This is a genomic window from Streptomyces sp. NPDC006544, from assembly GCF_040611715.1.
In the GTDB taxonomy this organism is placed as follows: domain Bacteria; phylum Actinomycetota; class Actinomycetes; order Streptomycetales; family Streptomycetaceae; genus Streptomyces.
In genome coordinates this window covers 29726-45101 of the sequence record NZ_JBEXOV010000041.1, presented here as the reverse complement: position 1 = coordinate 45101, position 15376 = coordinate 29726, and the positions used below count along the sequence as shown (strand labels likewise).

13 protein-coding genes are annotated in these 15376 nt (G+C 72.9%); 6 read left to right on the top strand and 7 right to left on the bottom strand.

Going from position 1 to position 15376, the window contains the following annotated elements:
- Positions 1 to 3: 3 nt before the first annotated feature.
- The 3 genes from ABZY44_RS20170 to ABZY44_RS20160 form a co-directional block, all read right to left on the bottom strand.
- Entirely contained in the window at positions 4 to 660 is a 657-nt protein-coding gene (locus ABZY44_RS20170; RefSeq protein ID WP_356655624.1) for a superoxide dismutase, read from the bottom strand.
- Positions 661 to 824: 164 nt separating this feature from the next.
- On the bottom strand, positions 825 to 2240 hold the full coding sequence (locus ABZY44_RS20165; RefSeq protein ID WP_356655622.1) for an amino acid permease: 1416 nt from the start codon (positions 2238 to 2240) through the stop codon (positions 825 to 827).
- Between the two features lie 186 nt (positions 2241 to 2426).
- Positions 2427 to 3851 carry an amino acid permease gene (locus ABZY44_RS20160; protein ID WP_356655620.1) on the bottom strand — a complete coding sequence of 475 codons (1425 nt, stop codon included), beginning with the start codon at positions 3849 to 3851 and terminating at the stop codon, positions 2427 to 2429.
- Positions 3852 to 4134: 283 nt separating this feature from the next.
- Between ABZY44_RS20160 and ABZY44_RS20155 the strand changes: the two genes are divergently transcribed.
- Positions 4135 to 4719 (top strand): biotin transporter BioY, encoded by a 585-nt coding sequence (locus ABZY44_RS20155; protein ID WP_356655618.1) that lies wholly within the window; start codon positions 4135 to 4137, stop codon positions 4717 to 4719.
- A gap of 112 nt (positions 4720 to 4831) precedes the next feature.
- Here ABZY44_RS20155 and ABZY44_RS20150 read toward each other — a convergent pair whose 3' ends face one another.
- The gene (locus tag ABZY44_RS20150) at positions 4832 to 6271 is read right to left on the bottom strand and encodes an amino acid permease (protein ID WP_356655616.1); all 1440 of its coding nucleotides are present in this window, start codon (positions 6269 to 6271) and stop codon (positions 4832 to 4834) included.
- Positions 6272 to 6499: 228 nt separating this feature from the next.
- On the opposite strand from ABZY44_RS20150, the gene ABZY44_RS20145 reads away from it, so the two are divergent.
- Positions 6500 to 6985 carry a ribose-5-phosphate isomerase gene (locus ABZY44_RS20145; RefSeq protein WP_356655614.1) on the top strand — a complete coding sequence of 162 codons (486 nt, stop codon included), beginning with the start codon at positions 6500 to 6502 and terminating at the stop codon, positions 6983 to 6985.
- 67 nt (positions 6986 to 7052) lie between these two features.
- Positions 7053 to 7862: a DNA-formamidopyrimidine glycosylase family protein gene (locus tag ABZY44_RS20140; RefSeq protein ID WP_356655612.1), complete on the top strand. Its 810-nt coding sequence runs from the start codon at positions 7053 to 7055 to the stop codon at positions 7860 to 7862.
- 103 nt (positions 7863 to 7965) lie between these two features.
- Here the strand turns inward: ABZY44_RS20140 and ABZY44_RS20135 are convergent, their stop codons facing one another.
- Positions 7966 to 9207, bottom strand: a complete 1242-nt coding sequence (locus tag ABZY44_RS20135) for a GNAT family N-acetyltransferase (RefSeq protein WP_356655610.1) — start codon at positions 9205 to 9207, stop codon at positions 7966 to 7968.
- A gap of 117 nt (positions 9208 to 9324) precedes the next feature.
- On the opposite strand from ABZY44_RS20135, the gene ABZY44_RS20130 reads away from it, so the two are divergent.
- From ABZY44_RS20130 to ABZY44_RS20120, 3 genes are all read left to right on the top strand, one after another.
- On the top strand, positions 9325 to 10467 hold the full coding sequence (locus ABZY44_RS20130; protein WP_356655608.1) for a PP2C family protein-serine/threonine phosphatase: 1143 nt from the start codon (positions 9325 to 9327) through the stop codon (positions 10465 to 10467).
- 304 nt (positions 10468 to 10771) lie between these two features.
- Positions 10772 to 11722: an ABC transporter ATP-binding protein gene (locus ABZY44_RS20125; RefSeq protein ID WP_356655606.1), complete on the top strand. Its 951-nt coding sequence runs from the start codon at positions 10772 to 10774 to the stop codon at positions 11720 to 11722.
- Positions 11722 to 14124, top strand: a complete 2403-nt coding sequence (locus ABZY44_RS20120) for an FtsX-like permease family protein (protein ID WP_356655604.1) — start codon at positions 11722 to 11724, stop codon at positions 14122 to 14124. Before ABZY44_RS20125 ends, ABZY44_RS20120 begins: the two co-directional genes overlap by 1 nt.
- Here ABZY44_RS20120 and ABZY44_RS20115 read toward each other — a convergent pair.
- Positions 14111 to 14713, bottom strand: a complete 603-nt coding sequence (locus ABZY44_RS20115; protein WP_356655651.1) for an ATP-binding protein — start codon at positions 14711 to 14713, stop codon at positions 14111 to 14113. The two genes, ABZY44_RS20120 and ABZY44_RS20115, sit on opposite strands and share 14 nt — an antisense overlap.
- Entirely contained in the window at positions 14710 to 15132 is a 423-nt protein-coding gene (locus tag ABZY44_RS20110; RefSeq protein ID WP_356655602.1) for a DUF4232 domain-containing protein, read from the bottom strand. Before ABZY44_RS20110 ends, ABZY44_RS20115 begins: the two co-directional genes overlap by 4 nt.
- Between the last annotated feature and the right edge of the window lie 244 nt (positions 15133 to 15376).

The window sequence follows — 15376 nt, the reverse complement described above, 5'->3', positions numbered from 1 at the left end:
CGATCAGCCCTTGACGGGGATCAGCAGCGGGGTGTTCGCCTTGGCGTCGGCGTAGCGCCTGGCCACGTCCTGCCAGTTGACGACGTTCCACATCGCCTCGATGAAGTCCACCCTCTGGTTCTTGTACTGCAGGTAGAAGGCGTGCTCCCAGGCGTCGAACACGAGGACCGGCACGGAGGCCTGGCCGACGTTGCCCTGGTGGTCGTAGATCTGCTCGACGATCAGGCGGCCGCTGACGGGCTCGTACGCGAGCACGCCCCAGCCGGAGCCCTGCGTCGCGGAGGACGCGAAGGTCAGCTGCTTGCGGAACCTCGCGAAGGAGCCGAAGGACTCGGTGATCGCATCGGCCAGGTCGCCCAGGCCGTCGGCCGCGGTGGGCTCGCCGCCGCCCTCGCCGGTCTTCGGGCTGGCCATGTTGTGCCAGTAGATGCTGTGCAGGATGTGACCGGAGAGGTGGAAGGCCAGGTTCTTCTCCAGGCCGTTCAGCACGCCCCAGTTCTCCTTGTCGCGCGCCTCCTCCAGCTGCTCCAGCGTGGTGTTGGCGCCCGCGACGTAGGCCGCGTGGTGCTTGTCGTGGTGCAGCTCGATGATCTGTGGGTTGATCACCGGCTCGAGCGCCGCGTAGTCGTAGGGAAGTTCAGGAAGCGTGTAGATGGCCATGTATGTCGTCCGGTCCCCTCAGCGTGCCAACTGCTTATTGCAATTAATGCGCAACTGCACGCTAGCAGTATCTGTTCCCGCTCATGCGCAAGGGGCGCCCGGGTACGACGAAGGCGCGCCCCGTGCCGTCACAGGGGGCGCGCCTCCGGGTCGAGGGGCGGGGGTCAGGCCCTGGCTGCGGCCCGGCGCTGCCTCAGGTACCCGGTCGCGGCGAGCGCGACGGTCAGCCCGCCGGTGAAGGCGACCTGGACCCGGGTGTCCTCGCCCAGGGCCATCAGGACCAGCACCCCGGCCACCCCGGCCAGCGCCACCCAGGTCAGGTACGGGAAGCCCCACATCCGCACGACCAGCTGCTCGGGCGCCTCGCGCTCGATGCGGCGCCGCAGCGCGAACTGCGAGACGGCGATGAAGCCCCAGACGACGAGGACGACCCCGCCGACCATGTTCAGCAGCCAGGCGAACAGGGTCTCCGGATACCAGTACGACAGCAGCACGGTGACGAAGCCGAAGCCGCAGGACGCGAGCACCGCGCGACGCGGCACCCGTCCGCTGAGCTTGCCGAGCGCCTTGGGGCCCTGGCCGCGGGCGACCAGGGAGTAGGCCATGCGGGAGGATCCGTAGATGTTCGCGTTCATCGCGGACAGCAGGGCGACCAGGATGACCACGTTCATGATCTGGCCGGCGTGCGGGATGCCCAGGTGGTCCAGGGTGGCCGCGTACGGGCCGTCGGCGGCGACCGCCGGATCGTTCCACGGCAGCAGCGTGACGATGACCAGCATCGAGCCGACGTAGACGATCGCGATCCGCCACATCGTGGTCTTCACGGCCCTGGCGACGCCCTTGACCGGGTCGTCGGACTCGGCGGCCGCGATGGTCACCGTCTCCAGGCCGCCGTACGCGACCACGGAGGCGAGCAGGCCGACGAGCAGTCCGTCCACGCCGTTGGGCAGGAAGCCGCCGCCGTGGAGCAGGTTGGCGGCGCCGGGGGAGTCGGTGCCGGGCAGCACGCCGGTGACGGCCAGCACGCCCAGGCCCAGGAAGAGGGCGATCGCGCCGATCTTGAGGGCCGCGAACCAGAACTCGAACTCGCCGAAGTGGGAGACGGCGGCCAGGTTGGACCCGCAGAACACCGCCATGAAGATCAGTACCCACATCCATGACGGGGTGCCCGGGAGCCAGCCGGTCACGATGTGCGCCGCGCCGATGGCCTCGATGGCCACGCCCACGCACAGCAGGGTCCAGAACATCCACCCGGCGGTGAAGCCCGCCCACGGGCCGATGGCCCGGTCCGCGTGCACGGAGAAGGAGCCGGAGGCGGGATTGGCCGCGGACATCTCACCGAGCATCCGCATCACGAACATCACGAGCAGGCCGGAAGCGGCGTACGCGAGGACGATCGAGGGGCCCGCGGCCGCGATGCCCGCGCCGGAACCCACGAAGAGTCCGGCTCCGATCACGCCGCCGAGGGCGATCATCGAAAGGTGACGCTGCTTGAGCCCGTTGCCGAGGGGCGATCCGGCTTCGGGCGGCGGCGGTACGGAGCCCTGCTGCTCGGGCGGGGTCAGGGTGCTCTGGCGCATGGGGAGGTGCCTGTCCGGTGTGCGGGTGGACGGGGTGGAGTGCCCCAGTCTGCCGACCGTCCGTTTATCGGACATTCAATGTCCAGCATCCGGACGCCCGTTTCACCGGACGTGATCATGCACCCCGCACAACGCGACGGGCGGCCCGGGGCGAGAGCCCCGGGCCGCCCGTCGCGGCCCTGCGCGTCAGGGCCGCCCGGCCCCGGCCTCTTGGCGCCTCCGGCGGTCGCGGACCTCCCGGATCCACGCCACCACCAGCACCGCGCCCGCGGCCCCCGAGGACCACAGCAGCTGCGGCCGCGCCGAGTCGTCGAACAGCATCAGGACCAGCACCGCGGCCATCGCGACCAGCGCGGCCCACGTTGCGTACGGGAACAGCCACATCGGCAGCGTCAGCCGCTCCGGCATGTCCCGCTCGATCTTCGCCCGCAGCTTCAGCTGCGAGACCGCGATCAGGGCCCACACGAAGAGCAGGACCGCGCCCACCGCGTTGAGCATGTAGAGGAAGATCGTGTCCGGCCACAGCAGGTTCAGCACCACCGAGACGAACCCGAAGGCCACCGACGCGAAGACCGCCCTGCGGGGCACCCCGCCGGCGGAGACCTTCAGCAGCGCCTCGGGCGCCTCGCCCCGCTCCGCCAGCGAGAAGATCATGCGCGAGGACCCGTACAGGTTCGCGTTGAGCGCCGACAGCAGGGCCACGAAGATCACGATGTCCATGATCTGGCCGGCCCCCGGGACGCCGATGGAGTCCAGCACCGCCACGTACGGACTCTGGCCGGGCTCCAGCGAGTCCCACGGCAGCAGGGCCACGATGACCAGCATCGAGCCGACGTAGAAGAAGAGGATGCGCCACACGGCGCTGCGCACCGCGCGGGCCACGGACTTGGCCGGGTCGTCGGACTCGGCCGCCGCGATGGTGACGACCTCCAGGCCGCCGAAGGCGAAGACGACGGCCAGCATGCCGGCCACCACGCCGCTCGCGCCGTTGGGGAAGAAGCCGCCGTGGCCGGTCAGGATGGCCGTCCCGACCGGATCGGTGTCCGGGAGCATGCCGAAGACGGCCAGCGTGCCGAGGACCAGGAACAGCACGATCGCGCCGACCTTGAGGGCCGCGAACCAGAACTCGAACTCGCCGAAGTTCCGCACGGCGGCCAGGTTGCTCACGGTGAAGACCACCATGAACACGAGCACCCAGACCCACTGGTCCACCGACGGGAGCCAGCCGTTCGCGATCTTCGCCGCGCCGGTCGCCTCCACCGCCAGCACCACGACCAGCAGGAACCAGTACAGCCAGCCCGCCGAGAAGCCGGCCCAGCGGCCGAGCGCCTTCTCCGCGTACACCGAGAACGAGCCGGAGGCGGGCATCGCCGCCGACATCTCGCCGAGCGCCCGCATCACCAGCATCGCGAGGACGCCCGCGAGCAGGTACGAGCAGATGATCGCGGGACCGGCGATGCCGATGCCGACGCCGGAGCCGACGAACAGCCCGGCGCCGATCACGCCGCCGAGTCCCAGCATGGTCAGGTGGCGCTGTTTGAGGCCGTGGCTCAGGGGCTCCGCAGGGAGCTCGCCCGTGCTGGCGGGCGGGTCGGGCAGGAGGTCGCGCATGAGGAGTGCTCGTACTCTCTGTGGCCTGGCGGCGGTGGGGGCTCCGCGACAGTTGGAGGGACCCTACAGTCTCTCTGGAGCGCACCCATCCGTGCAAAACGGACGTGCTATCGGTTCTGGCTCGTGATGCGGATCACTTCAACTCGGGTGTGCAGGGGGTGTTTGTCAACTCCCCACCAAACGGGGGAGTGCGGCTTTGTCCCGGGCGACCCTGCTGAGGCCACGGCTCCGGGACTAACGTCGGTGATCGTCCTGTCGACACCACCCTCCCGCGGAGTCCCCGATGAGCACTGCTTCCGTCTCCTTCCGGCCCGGCGCCGTCCTCGCCGACCTGCTGCCCGCGAGCCGCGTCCGCGAGGTGGCGCTCGTCGTCGGCGGAGCCGCGCTCACCGGTCTGGCCGCGCAGATCGCCGTGCCCGTCCCCGGTTCCCCGGTCCCCGTGACCGGCCAGACCTTCGCCGCGCTGCTGGTCGGCGCCTCCTTCGGCGCCCGCCGCGGGTTCCTCTCGCTGGCCCTGTACGCGCTCGTCGGCATGGCGGGCGTGCCGTGGTTCGCGGGCGGCACCTCCGGCGCGGGCGGCGCCTCCTTCGGCTACGTGCTCGGCATGCTGCTCGCCGCCACGGTCGTGGGCGCCCTCGCGCGGCGCGGCGCCGACCGCTCCGCCTGGCGCACGGCGGCCACGATGCTGCTGGGCTCCGCGGTCGTCTACGGCGTCGGCGTCCCCTACCTCGCGCTGTCCACCGGGATGTCCTTCGGCGCGGCCGTCGCGGCCGGTCTGACCCCGTTCCTGATCGGCGACGCGCTCAAGGCCGCGCTGGCGATGGGCGTGCTGCCGGCCGCCTGGAAGCTGGTGGGCCGCCGCGGCTGACCCCGCCCCGGACGAAAGACCGGCAGCCCCGGACCGCGAGCGGCGGTCCGGGGCTGCTGTGCGTCGTGGGCGGGGCCCTCGCGCCGACGGCGGCGCACCGCCGCCCGGGCGCTTACGCGGAGAGGCGTGCGGCGGCCTTGCGGCGCACGTCGCGGATCACGCCGATCACCAGGACCACGGCCGCGACCAGCAGCGACAGCAGGACGGTCTCGCGGTTGTCCTTGTCGTAGACCATGTAGCCCAGGACGAAGGTGATCATCGCGGCGGTGGCCCAGGTCAGGTACGGGAAGAACCACATCTTCACCGTCACCTTCTCCGGCGCCTCGCGCATGAGGATCCCGCGCATCCGCAGCTGGGTCAGGCAGATCACGAGCCACACGAACAGCGCGATGGCGCCCGACGCGTTCAGCAGGAAGGTGAAGACCGTGTCCTTGAAGGCGTAGTTGAAGTAGACGGCGACGAAGCCGAACACGACCGAGCCCAGGATCGCGGCCACCGGCACGCCGCGCTTGCTGACCTTGGCGAAGGCCTTCGGGGCGTCGCCCCGCTCACCCAGCGAGAAGGCCATGCGGGAAGCGGTGTACAGGCCCGAGTTGAGGCAGGACAGCACGGCCGTCAGCACGATCACGTTCATGATCTGTCCGGCGTGGGCGATGCCGATCGAGTCCAGGGCGGCGACGTACGAGCCCTTCTCGGTGATCGACTTGTCGTTCCACGGCAGCAGGGTGAGGACGATGAAGATCGAACCCAGGTAGAAGACGCCGATCCGCCAGATCACCGAGTTGGTGGCCTTGGTGACGGCGCGCCGCGGGTCCTCGGACTCGCCGGCGGCCAGCGTGACGATCTCGCTGCCCATGAAGGAGAAGACGACCATCAGCACACCGGTGAGGACCGAGCCCCAGCCGTTCGGCATGAAGCCGCCCGTGTCGGTGAGGTGCGCGAAGCCCGCGCCCGGGTTGTCCGAGCCCGGCAGCACGCCGAAGACGGCGAGCATGCCGATGACCACGAAGCCGCCGATGGCGACCACCTTGATGCCGGCGAACCAGAACTCGAACTCGCCGTACGAGGCGACCGAGCCGAGGTTGGTGACCGTCAGTACCGCCATCACGATCAGGGCCCAGGCCCACTGCGGGACGGCCGGTACCCAGCCTTCGAGGATCACGGCGCCGGCGGTGGCCTCCACGGCAAGGACCACGACCCAGAAGAACCAGTAGAGCCAGCCGATGGAGAAGCCGGCCCAGCGGCCGAGCGCCCGGTCGGCGTACGCGGAGAAGGAGCCGGAGTTCGGGCTCGCGGCGGCCATCTCGCCCAGCATCCGCATGACGAAGACGACCATCGCGCCGACCAGCGCGTAGGAGATCAGAATGGCCGGTCCGGCCTTGGCGATACCGCCGCCGGAGCCGACGAAGAGGCCGGCGCCGATGACGCCGCCGATGGCGATCATCGACAGGTGGCGGTTCTTGAGACCGGCCTTCAGTCCGTCGGAGGGCCGGCCTTCGCCGGGGTTTCCGGTGGGGTCGCCTGCCTTCTGAAGGGTCGTCGTGGGACTCATGAACGATTCCTTAGGTTCTCGGGGCGCTCGGGTTACGAGCCCCGGCATTCAAACCCGACACACCGGCGAGACGGAAGACCCTGTTCCGGATAGTTGCCCAGGGCTCAAAGTCCGGGACATGCGTCCCACCCCGTCCCATCTGGGTTGTTTGGGTTTACTTGAGCTTGAGAAGTGACTTACGCGACACCCGCTTCGGGCCGACGGGGCGGCTCGTGCCACACTCGACCCATGCGCGTGTACCTCGGATCCGACCATGCCGGCTTTGAGCTCAAGAACCACTTGGTGGACTGGCTCAAGAACAACGGCCACGAGCCCGTCGACTGCGGGCCCCACATCTACGACGCGGTGGACGACTACCCGCCGTTCTGCCTGCGTGCCGCGGAGAAGACCGCCGCCGACGCCGACGGCCTGGGCATCGTGATCGGCGGCTCCGGCAACGGCGAGCAGATCGCCGCGAACAAGGTCAAGGGCGTCCGCGCCATCCTCGCCTGGAGCGTCGAGACCGCGAAGCTCGGCCGCGAGCACAACAACGCCAACGTCATCTCGGTCGGCGGCCGGATGCACACCCAGGACGAGGCCGTCTCCTTCATCGAGGCGTTCCTGGCGACCCCGTACTCCGACGAGGAGCGCCACACGCGCCGCATCGAGATGCTCTCGGCGTACGAGACCACCGGCGAGCTCCCGGCGATCCCGGCGCACCACCCGCAGGGCTGATCCCGCTTCCGGCCGCGTCGCCTCCCGGGGCGGCGCGGCCGGTTTTTCTTTTCCGAGGAGTACCGCCGTGCCCGAGGGGCATACGATCCACCGCCTCGCCGAGGACCACCTCGAGCGGTTCGCCGGCCGGGAGGTCGCCGTCAGCAGCCCCCAGGGCCGGTTCGCCGAGAGCGCGGCCCTGCTCGACGGACGGATCCTGGACGGCGTCGACGCCCACGGCAAGCACCTCTTCCTCGGCTTCGAGGAGAACGGGTGGATCCACATCCACCTCGGGCTCTTCGGCAAGTACGCGACGGGCCCCGCACCGGCCCCGCCGCCCACGGACACCGTCCGGCTGCGCCTCGCCAACGACGACTGGTTCTCCGACCTGCGCGGCCCGACCACCTGCGCGTGGATCACGGACGAGGAGAAGGCGGCCGTGAGCGGCCGGCTGGGCCCGGACCCCCTGCGCAGCGGCGACGACCCGGACCGCGCCTGGGCCCGCATCTCCCGCTCCCGCACCACCGTCGCCGCCCTGCTCATGGACCAGAAGATCGTCTCGGGCGTCGGCAACGTCTACCGCGCCGAGGTCCTCTTCCGCCACGGCATCGACCCGTACCGGACCGGCAAGGACCTCACCCGCGGGGAGTGGGACGCGGTCTGGGCCGACCTGGTGCTGCTCATGCGCGAGGGCGTGCGCAACAACCGCATCGACACCGTCCGCGACGAGCACCTGCCGGAGGCGATGGGCCGCCCGCCGAGGGTGGACGACCACGGCGGCGAGGTGTACGTCTACCGGAGGGCGAACATGCCCTGCCACATCTGCGGGGGCGAGATCCGCACCGCCGGTCTCGCCGCCCGCAACCTCTTCTGGTGCCCGGGGTGCCAGGTCCGCTAGCCGGCCACGGCGCCCGCGTGCACCGGCTGCACCGGCTTGCCGGCCCCTGCCGCCCCCACCGGGCGCAGGCCCGCAGGGGGCGCGTCCCTCCGGGGTCCGCGGCCTAGAACCCGTGCGACAGCCACGGGGCCACGTCCCCGGCGAAGGCCCGGGAGGCCTGCGCCAACGCGCCCTCGCGCAGTGCCCGCACCCGGCCGGCCGCGGCGAGCGAGGTCAGGGTGACCCCGCCCAGGTACGCCGCGCCGAGTTCGCCGACCGACAGCTCCAGATCCGCCGGCGCATCGGTGCGCGTACAGGAGGCCGCGCCCCCGGCGGCGGCGGCGGTCAGCCGCCAACGGCCCGCGTTCCACGGGCAGAACCCGTCCTCGACCTCGAGGACCACGTCCAGCGGAGCCCCGTAGCCGCGGGCCTCCAGTGCCGCCGGCAGGTCCACCAGCCGCACGTGCAGCGCGTCGCGCTGACGCACCTCGGCCCGCCGCACGTCGCTCACCAGGTGCAGCACCGGATCGTCGACGGGCCGCCCGTACGCCCGCACCCGCCACGCCAGGTCGATGTCGAAGAGGTAGCGCCACAGTGCCGCGTACGCCGCCGGATCCAGCGCTTCCAGGGTGCGCAGCTGGACCTTGCCGTCCGAACCGGTCTGCTCCCAGTCGGGCTTGACCTGATAGCGGGCGTAACCGACGACCTCGCCGTCCGGGCCCTCGGCCACCACGCACTTCAGCGGCGAGGAGCCCGATCGCCCCGACGGCGGGTCCAGCAGCGCCTGCAGTTCCCAGCCCGGCTGCCGGGCCGGCATCCCCGGCCGGCCCGCGACCAGGGCCGCGTAGACGCGCTCGCAGTCGGGCAGGGACTTCAGGGGGTCGACGAGCCGCAGACGGACGTCGTCGGTACCCGGCGGCACGGAGAGCCGCACGCGCGTCGTGTCGATGTCGACGGACACGCAGTACGCGGCGGTGCCGTAGCCGAAGCGCCCGTAGATCGCCGGATCCGAGGCCGTCAGCACGGCGAGCGGTTCACCACCCGCCCGGATGTCGTCCAATTGCCGGCGCATCAGCGAAGTGAGCACGCCCCGGCGCCGATGGGTGGGGGAGACGCCCACCATCGTGACGCCGGCGGCCGGCACGAGCGGGCCGTCCCCGGGGACGGACAGGCGGAAGGAGAAGGCCCCGGCCGAGCCCACGCACTCCCCGCCGTCCCACACGCCGAGCGCACGTTCGAGCTCGGTCAGGGACTTGTAGAGTTCGCGTTCCTCGGAGATCTCGGGCACACCACCGAACGCCAGTTCCAGATGGTCGAACCAGACATCCCACTCATCAGCCGTCAATATGCGCGTCTCAAGTGCCATATGGCCATCCCTATCAGGGCAATCCGTTCCGTGCGAACCCTTTTCGGTCGCCGGAGGACCCATGTTCCGGGGGTACCCCTGCGCACGCACAGCCAGGATGGATAGGGTCCCGAAGCAATGGCCGGAGCACGTGTGGAGACCCTCCTGGCCCGGACGCGCATGCTGTCGCACCGGGCACGCACCGCCCTGCGCAAATCCGCCGTCGACTATTTCCGCGGCGACGCCTCGGACTGGCTCGCCTTCGGCGGACTGCTGCTCACCATCCCCGCCATCGCCTGCGGCACCCTGATGCTGCCGGTGTGGTTCTCACCGTCCGCGCTGGTCCTGCCCATCGTGGCCGGCGGCCTCCTGCTACGGCCCGCCAGCCTCCTCTCCCTGTACGCGGCCTCAGCGGCCGCGCTCATCGTCGAGGCCCTCGTCCTCGGCCCGTACACCCAGGGCCCGGCCCGGGTCACCCCCGGCACCGTGCTCGTCGTCGCCGCCTGCGGGTTCTTCGGGCTGGTCATTGCCCAGTTCCGCAGCCGCGTCGGCGTGCCCTGGAGACGCGGCGGCACCATGCTCTTCGACCTGCGCGAACGCATCCGCGTGCAGAGCAAGCTGCCCGCCCTGCCGCGCGGCTGGCACCGCGAGATGGCCCTGCGCCCGGCGGGCGGCCAGTCCTTCTCCGGAGACTTCGTCGTCGCCGCCCGCACCAACGGCGGCCGCACCCTGGAGATCGTCCTCACCGACGTCTCCGGCAAGGGCATGGAAGCCGGCTCCCGGGCCCTGCTGCTCTCCGGCGCCTTCGGCGGCCTCCTCGGCGCCCTGCCCGCGCACGGCTTCCTGCCCGCCGCCAACGGCTACCTCCTGCGCCAGGACTGGGACGAGGGCTTCGCCACCTCCATCCACCTCGTCCTGGACCTGGAGAGCGGGGACTACGAGTTGCTCTCCGCCGGGCACCTGCCCGCCCTCCAGCTCTGCGCGGGCACCGGCCGCTGGCAGGAGGTCTCCGGTGACGGCCCGCTGCTCGGGGTCTACGACGGGGCCGAATTCGAACCCGCCCGCGGGAACCTGCGGCGCGGCGACGTCCTGATGCTCTTCACCGACGGCCTCGTCGAGACCGCCGAATGCGACATCAGCGAGGGCATGGACCGGCTCACCGGCGAGGCCGACCGCTATGTCGCCGCGGGCTGGGACGGCGCGGCCTGGCACCTGATCGAGAAGGTCGCCAAGGACGTCAACGACGACCGCGCCCTCCTGCTGATCCGCCGCTCGCTCTGATCCCCTACCTCCGGGTGTGATCCGCCGCCGGGTCCGGCGCCCGGCGGGAGGGCTGCCCGCTCCCTGGCGCGAGCCGCCCGTGCGGGACGGGCGCGGCGGGCGGGGCGGGGCGGGCGGGCCGTGCGTTTCCGCCGGACGAGCTGCCCCGTTCTCCCGCTGAGCTGCCCCGTTCCCCCGGCCGGTGCTGGGGTTTACCCCACCATCGGTCCGCCTGCCGCCGTCATGGCCGCGGACCCTCCGCCCTCCGTAGCGTCAACGACACGATCACCGCGGGGTGGTCGACCAGCACGGAAGGCGGCACACCATGGGGCTCCGGCGGAGCAAACGACAGGCCGAGCAGCGGGCGGGGCAGGCCGGACACGCCGGGCACGCAGGTCAGGCAGGTCAGGCAGGGCACGCAGGTCAGCCGACGTGGACCGGTCACGCCGGGCAGACCTGGAACGCCGCCGGGTACGCCACCGGGAACGACGGACGGGCCGGGGCGTCGTACGACCCCACCGCCGCCGTCGAGCTGCACGGGGTCCGCCGCCGGTACGGGCGCGGCTCCGCCACCGTCCACGCCCTGCGCGGCATCGACCTCAGCCTGCCGCGCGGCAGCTTCACCGCCGTGATGGGCCCCTCCGGCTCCGGCAAGTCCACCTTCCTCCAGTGCGCCGCCGGCCTCGACCTCCCCGACGAGGGCTCCGTCCGCCTCGGCGGGACCGAGATCACCGGCATGAACGAGAACCAGCTCACCGCACTGCGCCGCGGCCGCCTCGGCTTCGTCTTCCAGGCCTTCAACCTGCTGCCCTCCCTCACCGTCGAGCAGAACGTCCTGCTCCCGCTGCGCCTCGCCGGCGGCCGCGCCGCCGCCCAGGGCCAGGCCCGCGCCGCCGAACTCCTCGCCCGCGTCGGCCTGGAAGGCAAGGGCCGGCGGCGCCCCGCCGAGCTCTCCGGCGGCCAGCAGCAGCGCGTCGCCATCGCCCGCGCCCTCGTCACCAGCCCCGACGTGATCTTCGCCGACGAGCCCACCGGCGCCCTCGACACCACCACCGCGGTGGAGGTGCTCGCACTGCTCCGGAGCGCCGTGGACACCCTCGGCGCCACCGTCGTCATGGTCACCCACGACCCGGCCGCGGCCGCCCACGCCGACCAGGTGCTCTTCCTCGCCGACGGCCGGATCGCCGACCGGCTCCCGCGCAGCTCGGCCGCCACGATCGCCGCCCGGATGACCACCCTCACCACCGCCCCGGTGTTCGCGGGAGCGGCCGCCTGATGGCCCTTCGCTCCAACGGCCTGGCCCGCGCGGCGATCCGCTTCCGCCCCGCCGCCTTCGCCGGCACCCTCGTCGCCCTGCTCATGACCGTCGCCATCGTCTCCGCCTGCGGGCTCCTCCTGGAGACCGGCATCCGGGCGAGCGTCCCGCCGACCCGGTACGCCGCGGCCCCCGTCGTGGTCGCCGCCGACCAGCGGGTCACCCTGCGGGTGGGCAGTGGCGAAGGGGCCTACGACGTCTCCGCGCCCGTCCCCGAGCACGCCCGGGTCGACGCCGCGCTCCTGGACCGGCTGGCCCCCCTGGGGCGGGCCGTCCCCGACGTGACGTTCCCCGTACGGGACGCGGCCGCGGCGGGAGCCGGAGCCGCGGCCGGAGCCGCCGGCGCTTCCCTCGACGCGTACGGCTGGGGCTCCACCGCGTTCAGCCCCGCCGAGCTGCGCACGGGCCGCGCCCCGGCCGCCCCCGGCGAAGTCGTCCTCGGCGGCGCCGACGGGCCCGGCAAGGTCACGCTCGACACCCCTGCCGGAAAGCGGGAGTTCCGGGTCGTCGGGCGCACCGACCGCCCCGGCGCGTGGTTCTCCGACGCCGAGGCGCGCGTCCTCTCCGGACACCCCGAGGCCCTCGACGCCATCGTGCTGTTCGAGGCCGACGCGGCGAAGGCCCGGGCCGCCGTGGGCGGCCGCGCCAAGGTCCTGACCGGCGCCGACCGCGCCATGGACCGGCAGCTCGCGGGCGCCAAGGAACTGTTGGCCGGTCTCGGCGGCTCCTTCGGCGGCATCGCCACCCTCGTCGCGGTCTTCACCGCCGCGGGCACCGTCGCGCTCTCCGTCGGCCAGCGCTCCCGCGAGTTCGCGCTGCTGCGCGCCGTCGGAGCCACCCCGCGCCAGATCCGCCGCACCGTCGCCACCGAAGCCCTGCTCGTCGCCCCGGTCGCGGGCGTACTGGGCTGCGTACCCGGTGTCGCGCTCGCCTCCTGGTGGTTCGGCCAGCTCAAGGAGAAGGGCGCGATCCCGGCCGACGTCGACCTGACCGTCTCCTGGATCCCGCTCGTCGCCGCCGTCGGCATCGGGCTCGTCACCGCCCTGCTTGCCGGCTGGGCCGCCGCTCGCCGTCCCGCCCGCATCCGCCCCGGTCAGGCTCTGGCCGCGGCCGCCGTGGAACGCCTGCGGCCCGGATGGATCCGTACCCCGCTGGGCGTCGCCGCCCTGGCCGGAGGCGTCGCCTGCGCCTCCCTCGCCGCCACCAGCAACGGCCCGGACGCCGCCAATGCCGCCCTCGGCGTCGTCATGCTCTTCATGCTCGCGGTCGCCCTCCTCGGGCCGCTGATCGCCCGCGCCTGCGCCGCCCTCTTCGGATTCCCGCTGCGCGCCGTCGGCGCCTCCGGCTCCCTGGCCGCCGCCAACTCCAGCGCCCACGCCCGCCGCCTCGCCTCCGCGATCACCCCGATCGTGCTCGCCATGGCCTTCTCCTCCACCCTGGTCTTCCTCCACACCAGCCAGGACCACGCCGTGAGCCGGCAGCAGGAGACCGGGCTGCTCGCCGACCACGTCGTCACCGACCCGCGCGACCCGGACCGGGCGGTCGCGGCCGGAGCGGTCGCGCTCACCCGCACCTCCGTCCTCGCCCTCGTCGGTTCCGGCCCGGAACGCCTGATCCACAACGCCACGGCCCAGGGGGTCACCGGCGACATCACCACCGTCGAGGACCTGGGCGTGGTCTCGGGCGACCTCGCCCGGCTGGCCCCCGGCAAGATCGCCGTCGACCGGACCCTGGCCGCCGCCGACCATGCCTCCGTCGGCGACCGCCTCGAGCTGCGCCTCCCCGACGGCACCCGGACCGACCCCGAGATCGTCGCCGTCTACTCCCGCGGCCTGGGCCTCGGCGAGATCACCCTGCCCGCCGCCGACCTCGCCGGCCACACCACCGCGGGCCGGCCCACGGAACTCCTGATCCGCGGTCCGCTCCCCGCGGACCTCGGCCCGGCGCGGTCCGCCTCCGCCTGGACCACCGCCCAGAGCCTGGACCGCGAGGTCAACGCCTGGGCCAACACCGTCATGGCGGCCGTCCTCGGCGGCTTCGCGGCCGTCGCCGCCGCCAACACCCTGGTGATGACCGTCCTCGACCGCCGCCGCGAACTGGGCATGCTCCGCCTCGTCGGCTCCACCCGCCGCCAGGTGCTGCGGATGCTCCGCTGGGAAGCCCTCCTCGTCGCCGGCGCCGGCATCACCCTCGGCTCGGCGATCGCGCTGACCACGCTGATTCCCCTGACCAAGGCCGTGACGGGCGGCGGCCCCTACGTCCCGCCCGCCGTCTACGCCTCCTTCGTGGCCGCCGCCGTGGCCCTCACCCTGGCCGCCACCACCCTCCCGGCCCGCCGCGCGCTCCGGCTCAGTCGAGCCTGACGTGCCGTACGCCGACCAGCGCGCGCCGGGCCCACGCCCGGAGCGCGCTGTCGGTGTCCGCGGTCAGCTCCAGCCCGGACCGGGCGGCCACCCGCTCGGCCACCCCGGCCACCGGGATCCGGTCCGTACGCACGTGCTCCGCGAACTCCGGCGCCTCCAGGGCCTCCAGGCACCCGTCCAGCCGGGCCACCGCGAAGCTCTCCCGCCGCAGCCCGCGCCCCCAGCCCCGCTCGCGCAGCCGCCGCAGTACGGTCCCGCGCTCGGCCAGCAGCGCGAAGTGGCGTACGTCGTGCCCGCGTTCGCGCAAGCGCCCCACCGTCTCGGCGAAGTAGCCGGTGTCGGTGACGGTCATGGGCACGATCACCACCCCCGGGTGCTCCCGGCCCGCCAGGTCCAGTACCTCGAACACGCCCCGCCGCCATGCCGGAAAGTCCTGGAAGTCCCCGCGCAGGGCCGGTGGCAGCATCCGGTGCAGGCCGAAGCCGACGTGCTCCGGATCGCACACCGCGCTGCCGGGCAGCCGCCGGTGCAGGGCGTACGCCGTCTGGGTCTTGCCGCCCCCGAAGGGCCCGTTGAGCCACACGATCACCGCGGCATCTCCTGCCACGGACCGATCCCCAGCAGCCCGGTGTTGCCCAGGTCGACCGGCCGGGTCAGACGCAGCCGCTGCTTGGGAGCGCCTGGGCGGGGCGTGACCTCCAGCACCCAGGCGTCCGTCGCGACCACGGTCGAGTCCGTGACGAGGTTGCGCCACAGCAGCGGCACGTACGCGGTCTGCCCCGGCCCCACCACCACCGGCCGCGGGGCCGCCTCCACGTTCGGTACCCCGGTGGTGATGCCCGCGGCCCCGTGCGCGACGGTCACCTCCACCGGGGTCCCGGCCTTGTCGAGCAGCCGCAGGCCCGGATAACCGTCCAGCGCGTAGGGCTCTGTCCCGCAGTTGACCAGCTGAACGGACTCCGCCCGCAGCCCCATCGCGGCGCTCCCGTCCCCTTCGAGCAGCCGCACCCCGCCTTCGGGACACTCCGCGCCGGCTTCCGCTCCGTCTGCGGCCCCGGCCCCCGCTCCGGCCGCGGTCCCGCCCGTGGATCCGGAGCCGGCCGTGGACCCGGGCCGCGCCGGGGATCCCGCCGTCGCCCCCGGGGCGCTCCCCGCCGGCCTTCCCGCCGCCGGCCCCGTGGGCCCCGGCGCGGCCGACGGCGCGGGCGGGGTCCCGCACGCCGCCAACACCCCCGCCAGCGCACCGGCACCG

Coding starts and splice junctions, on each gene's coding strand:
- ABZY44_RS20170 (WP_356655624.1), bottom strand. CDS start 660: ATGGCCATCTACACGCTTCCTGAACTTCCCTACGACTACGCGGCGCTC.
- ABZY44_RS20165 (WP_356655622.1), bottom strand. CDS start 2,240: ATGCGCCAGAGCACCCTGACCCCGCCCGAGCAGCAGGGCTCCGTACCG.
- ABZY44_RS20160 (WP_356655620.1), bottom strand. CDS start 3,851: ATGCGCGACCTCCTGCCCGACCCGCCCGCCAGCACGGGCGAGCTCCCT.
- ABZY44_RS20155 (WP_356655618.1), top strand. CDS start 4,135: ATGAGCACTGCTTCCGTCTCCTTCCGGCCCGGCGCCGTCCTCGCCGAC.
- ABZY44_RS20150 (WP_356655616.1), bottom strand. CDS start 6,271: ATGAGTCCCACGACGACCCTTCAGAAGGCAGGCGACCCCACCGGAAAC.
- ABZY44_RS20145 (WP_356655614.1), top strand. CDS start 6,500: ATGCGCGTGTACCTCGGATCCGACCATGCCGGCTTTGAGCTCAAGAAC.
- ABZY44_RS20135 (WP_356655610.1), bottom strand. CDS start 9,207: ATGGCACTTGAGACGCGCATATTGACGGCTGATGAGTGGGATGTCTGG.
- ABZY44_RS20130 (WP_356655608.1), top strand. CDS start 9,325: ATGGCCGGAGCACGTGTGGAGACCCTCCTGGCCCGGACGCGCATGCTG.
- ABZY44_RS20125 (WP_356655606.1), top strand. CDS start 10,772: ATGGGGCTCCGGCGGAGCAAACGACAGGCCGAGCAGCGGGCGGGGCAG.
- ABZY44_RS20120 (WP_356655604.1), top strand. CDS start 11,722: ATGGCCCTTCGCTCCAACGGCCTGGCCCGCGCGGCGATCCGCTTCCGC.